The organism is Sodaliphilus sp., from assembly GCF_045598405.1.
Classification (GTDB): domain Bacteria; phylum Bacteroidota; class Bacteroidia; order Bacteroidales; family Muribaculaceae; genus Sodaliphilus; species Sodaliphilus limicaballi.
This window is the reverse complement of sequence record NZ_JAZLLZ010000110.1, coordinates 1-5,436: the sequence shown is the minus strand read 5'-3', so window position 1 is coordinate 5,436 and position 5,436 is coordinate 1. Positions and strand designations below refer to the sequence as shown.

Below are 5,436 nucleotides of genomic sequence, written 5' to 3'. Positions count from 1 at the left end.
TTTGCTCCGATTAGCGTCCTACTGGACGCATCTGCTTGTTGATACTATACCCCCACCGCCACTTCGTTCGGCGGTGGGGGTTATTCAGGTATTGTCCTGCCGGACAATAAATTAGCAATATTTATTATCAAATGCTAAAGTTGAGAAAATGATAATACACTATCTGTGATGTAATTCCATTTTGCTTGCAGAGCAAGCTATTTTCAAAGCGAAGCATAAAATCAAAATAAAAATATTTTCTTTTTTTTACCGGACAACAATAATTTTCAATGAATAAAATCAGTGAGTTCAGTGTAATCTGCGCGGGGAGTTCCATTGGCACAATACCCATGTGCGTTAATAAACCTTAAAACGATTGCCGGCGATAGTCTCTGTTGCCAATTATTAGTATATTTGCAAGTTTAAAAAACGTTCATTATCGCCACCACTTGCGGGTGGCAGTGCGACTGCGATAGTGAAGCGGCATGTGACATTAACAAAATAACACCAAAATATGAAGACATCAAGTATCATTTCCCTTATTGTAGCCGTGATGGTTGCTTTCACTGGCAACGCTGTTCCGGCCAAGAAGATCAAGAACTTTGACAAGGCCTACAAGGCCTTTGAAAACCAGCAGTGGGACGAGGCAACGCGCCTGTTCAACGCCGCCATCAGCGAGAACGACCGCAACGCCTATGCGCTGGCCTACCTGGGATCAATCAAGCTCACGCAGGAACAGCCGCAGGAAGCTGCCGACCTGCTGAACCAAGCAGTCTCGCTCATGGACGAAAGCACTGACGGCACTTTCAGAGCGTGGGCTCACAACGAGTATAGCGCGGCATTGCTCGAGGCTGGCGACTCCAAAGCCGCCCTCGGCCAACTCGACAAGGCTGTGCAGCTCGCTCCCGCCAATGCACACTATGTGCTCGAGCGCGCAGTGATCAAATATATGCTCAAAGACATCAATGGCGCGCTGATAGACTCGGAAAAGGCACTCACTCTCGACCCCGACGAGGAAGACGCCGAGCGCGCCAAGGCCCTTAACGAAGCCTGCGCTACACGACTCAGCGGCAAGGCAGCAGTGGCCCAAGAGGGCGATGAGTTCGGCCACGACCTCGAGGAACGCGACATCGTGGCTGGCGACAATGCAGTTCTCCCCAAGTTTGCCGGAGGCAACGACGCCATGAAGATTTTCATCAAGAAAAATCTCAAATATCCCAAGAGCGCCATCAAGAAAGGCATCGAGGGAACCGTCAAGGTGGAATGTCGCATCGACGAGAACGGCAAACTCGTTGAGGCCGAGGTGCTCGAGGGCATCGACCCCGAGTGCGACAAGGAAGCCCTGCGCCTGTGCCTGCACATGCCCATCTTCACTCCCGGAACACTCGACGGCAAGCCACTCAAGAGCACCCTGCTCATTCCCGTGAAATTTGATCTCAAAAATCTTAAAAACAATAAGTAAATGAAAAAGGTATTAATCATCATGGTTGTGGCACTTGCTGCAATCAGCGCCGGCGCACAGACCGTGCAGGAGCATGAGACTCACATCAAGAACCAAGAGGAACTCATGGAGAACAAGAAAGACTCCATCAAGGACCTCGACTCACAAATCAAAGTGCTCAAGCAGCGCGTTGACAGTCTCAACAAGGAAGAGAAAAAAGTGAAAGAACAGATCAGCGCCCTCGAGAAACTCAAAAAAGGCCACGAGAACGACATCAAAGTGGCCGAGAAGACCCGCAAGTCACACTTCGCAAGCCGTGACAACCTCGTGTTTAGCACCGGCGTGGCCAGCGTGCTGCTCGCGCCCTACAACAAGATGGACGTGGAGGACGCGCTCAAGCACTTCGACGGAATGGAGACCAAAGAGGTGCTCAAGAAGAAAGAGCTTGTGCAGAACTACGGCAAGTACACCAAGAACCTGCGCGAATTCCTAGAGAAGCAGAAGATAGTCCTCGCCGGCGAGGGATGGGCAGTCCAAGACCCCAAGAGCGAGACCTACAAGAAATTCATGAAAGGGCTCAAGGGCACCAACTACTGGAAAATCTACGACGCCAGCACCAGGAACCCCTCAATCCCCTACCTCGACAACGTCATGGAGCAGGTAATGCAGCAAGCCACCAACGGCCTCAGCAACTCACGCCGCTTCGACGAAATCATCAACATGCTCTACAGCAACGACTATTAACGCCTAAATAGCGTCCAATAAACCGGTAGGCCCAGATGGCTTGGAAAACCCGGAACAATCCCGGTTTTCCAAGCCATTTAAGCCCCCGTGCCAGCAGCGTCAGCTGCTGGTCCAGCAACCGGTCTGCAATGAAAAAATTTCTTCTAATTTCGGATAATTTCTTTCAGTAAAAAAAACTCTGTGGCCTCTGTGGGAGATAGAGATAGATAGTTTCTTTCAGCAAAAACTCTGTAGGATAAAGGGTTACATTCCCAGGACGATGTTCACCAGAGCGTTCACATCCACCACATCTAACTCGCCGTCACCGTTCATGTCGGGGCTGTCGCCATACTTCGTCGCGCTCACGAGGTTCAGCAAGATGTTGCTCAAGGTGTTGAGGTCTTCAACATCAGCCGTGCCGTCGCCGTTGATATCGCCTGCAACGCTGGGCAGGGGAGTGCCAAGGTCCACCTCCAGCTTGATCGACTTCAGGCCCGAGGTGGGCGTGAACGCGTAGTTGTGGTTCTTGATCGACACAGTGCGTGTGGTGCCGTTAGTGTAGGTGTAGGTGGCCTTCCAGCCGTTGCCGGTGGTGAAAGCATAGAGAGGACGGTCCTGGTAGTAATTGCCCTTGAATTCAGCTCGCGTGAGCGGAATGTTCAGCATCTTCACCGGCTGCCCGTTGGTGACGATGTTCAGTGGGATGATGCTGCCCAGGTTGAAGTAGCTGGGGATGATGTTGTCGCGCAGATAGTCGCTGCGGTTCTCGCTCCACGTTATCAGGTTCTCGACATTGTTCCTCCAGCTGTTGTAGCCCAGGGGCTTGCCATAGGTCTGCAGGTGGTAGTAGTACTCGCTGTCGATCTCGTCCCTGATGCCCTCTAGGTGGGCGCGCACCTGGCTCTTGCGCAGGAAGTCGCCCAGATACACCGTGTAGCAGTCGATGATCTTCTCGCGGAACTCGGGGAACTGCCACAGCACCTGGAATATCTTCACGCGAGCCGGATTGTTGCCCTCGCCGGTGTCGTCCTCGTGGCCATTGGCGCGCAGCAGGAAGTTGAAGAACGTGCTGTTATAGCCGTTAGAGGCATAGAAGTCCATGTCTTTCATCACCATGCGCCACTTGCCGCCAGGAGCCGACGGGCGCCACATCACCATGTTGTTGCCGGGCCAGTCGGTGTTAGTGACAAACGACTGTGCCACAACGGTCTTGGCAAAGTTGTCAAAGTCCACGGCGGCATTCATCTGCTCATAGGTGGGCTTGCTGTTGACAAGCGCCATCAGCTCGTTGAACGAGTCCATTGTGCCCTGTTTCACCTCGGTGTAGTTCTCCACCATGTCGATGTCCTCAAGGCCGTCATAGTTGGCCTCGATGTTATCCTCGTTGCTGCGCTCGCGCAGGTCATAGATGCCGGCATACTGGCCGTTGATGTAGGCCACCACCTCGGTGTTCTCCATGTAGTCCAGGTTCTCAGCGTTGCGGCCAAACATGGTCTGCCCTGCCTGGTCGGCGATGCGGTTGCTGGTGAAGCAGTTGCCGCCGTTGCGCAGCACAAATGACTTCACCTCGGTCACCTCGGGCTTATCCTCCCAGAAGGGGTAGGCAAAGCGCTTGTTGCCAAATCGCTTCTGCGTATATACCGCCAGCGACTTCTGCGGCATCACGCGCGTGTAGGCACCGTGCACGCGGCACTCGCCCATCTGGTTGATCACCGCGGGTGAGCCGGTAGCGTCAAAGTACTCTATGTTGATGGGGCGGCGCCAGTCTTCTTGGTAGTTGTAGCCGGCAAAGATGCCCATCCACTCGTCGGTGAAATACTTCTGGTCAGTGTTTATCGAGATCACCGGCAGCTTCAGCGCGCGGGGATGGAAGATGAACGACTCGGTCACGGCGTTGGGCGACGCAGCCTCGGCCGAGATGAGCTTGGCACGCACCACGGTGGTCGAGGCGATGCGCATGCGCACATTGGTCGCGGTGCTGTTGCTCGACGTGGTGGGCTCGCTGCCGTCGGTGGTGTAGTACAGGCGCGTGTCGGCGGGCACGGTCACGTCGGCAGGCATCGAGAGCGTGAGATAGAACGACGAACCGCCCACCTGCACCTTGCCCTTGTTGCTGAACACGGGGTCGGGCAGCACCTGGGTGATTACCTCGGGCTTATTAGCCTCGCCGGGGGTAGAAGTCTTCATGAAACCCCACGTGTTGCTGTCCTCGCCCAAGCGGCCGTAGGACACGTTGGGGGCAAGCATCTTCTTGTAGCTCACCTTATCCACAATCTCGCCGCTGGGGTTAAACAGGTACAGGGTACCCTTGCCGGTGTCCAGGCGCATATCCACGTGATAGCCCGAGGGACCCGTCTTGTCGGTGTAGATCACAAAATACGTGCCGGCACGAGCCACGGCTCCGCCGCTGATGCGCGTCGCCTCCTCAAAGTTCTCGGTCTCGCCCAGGCGGTAGCCCGCCATGCGGAAATTGGTCGTGCCGTTGTTATAGAGCTCCACCCACGAGTCGGGGAACTCATTGTCGGCATAAAGCGAACTGATATTAGCCTGCATGATCTCATTGATCTGCAGCTCGGCGCTGGCATGCATCGAAGCCCCAGCAACGGTAAGTATGCATAATAGTTTTTTTATGTTCATCGGTGTCGAATGTTATTATTTACGTTTCACATGCAGAAAATCCGCATTACAAAGGTAAAAAAAATATTTTTCAAAAAACCGAAAAGCAATAAAAGTGCCATTTTTTGCAACTTTCGTGATATTTTCCCGCCTCCCCGTCCCTTTATCTCCCACAGAAGGGCACAGAGATTGGTTTTTACTGAAAGAAATTAAAATAATTAGAATAATACATGTTTCGCAAGTTTCGCAAGTTGTAATTTACTGTCTTGCATAGGAATAAAGTATTTTATATTTTCAGCTTATTTTCAGTGTATTTCAAGCGCAGCGCCACCACCTAAATACAACCTAAGAGAAAAGGCGCTTCGCTTGAAATCAACTAAAAATCTACAAAAAATAATTCTTCGTCAACACCCTCTAGGTAGCACAAATGCGCTAGCAACAATATTCCAAATGATGTTGTTTTTGTCCTTTTCCCCTTCATTTTAGGCATAAAACCCTAATCAAATACAATGTGGGAGATAATAAAATTTCTTCTAATCCTTAATTCCGCAGCACTTTTGTTAACAATTTTTATAATATCCTGAGCAACAAAAAGTTGCCCAGGATTTTGTCATGTCGGTGATTTCACTTAATTTAGTGCTGCAAATAAAACCAAACGAACCACCAACACGACATCG

Annotated in this window: 3 protein-coding genes; 2 read left to right on the top strand and 1 reads right to left on the bottom strand. The window is 51.8% G+C overall.

Going from position 1 to position 5,436, the window contains the following annotated elements; all coding sequences use genetic code 11:
• The first annotated feature begins 493 nt into the window (after positions 1-493).
• On the top strand, positions 494-1,441 hold the full coding sequence (locus tag ACKI3C_RS07890; RefSeq protein WP_407403778.1) for a TonB family protein: 948 nt from the start codon (positions 494-496) through the stop codon (positions 1,439-1,441).
• Complete coding sequence (locus ACKI3C_RS07885; protein ID WP_407403776.1) at positions 1,442-2,164, top strand: hypothetical protein; 723 nt, start codon at positions 1,442-1,444, stop codon at positions 2,162-2,164.
• 243 nt (positions 2,165-2,407) lie between these two features.
• Here the strand turns inward: ACKI3C_RS07885 and ACKI3C_RS07880 are convergent, their stop codons facing one another.
• Entirely contained in the window at positions 2,408-4,780 is a 2,373-nt protein-coding gene (locus tag ACKI3C_RS07880) for a CotH kinase family protein (RefSeq protein WP_407403774.1), read from the bottom strand.
• Positions 4,781-5,436: the final 656 nt, after the last annotated feature.

Bases quoted from the DNA above. Each gene is read 5' to 3' on its own strand.
- ACKI3C_RS07890 (WP_407403778.1), top strand. From the start codon at position 494: ATGAAGACATCAAGTATCATTTCCCTTATTGTAGCCGTGATGGTTGCT.
- ACKI3C_RS07885 (WP_407403776.1), top strand. From the start codon at position 1,442: ATGAAAAAGGTATTAATCATCATGGTTGTGGCACTTGCTGCAATCAGC.
- ACKI3C_RS07880 (WP_407403774.1), bottom strand. From the start codon at position 4,780: ATGAACATAAAAAAACTATTATGCATACTTACCGTTGCTGGGGCTTCG.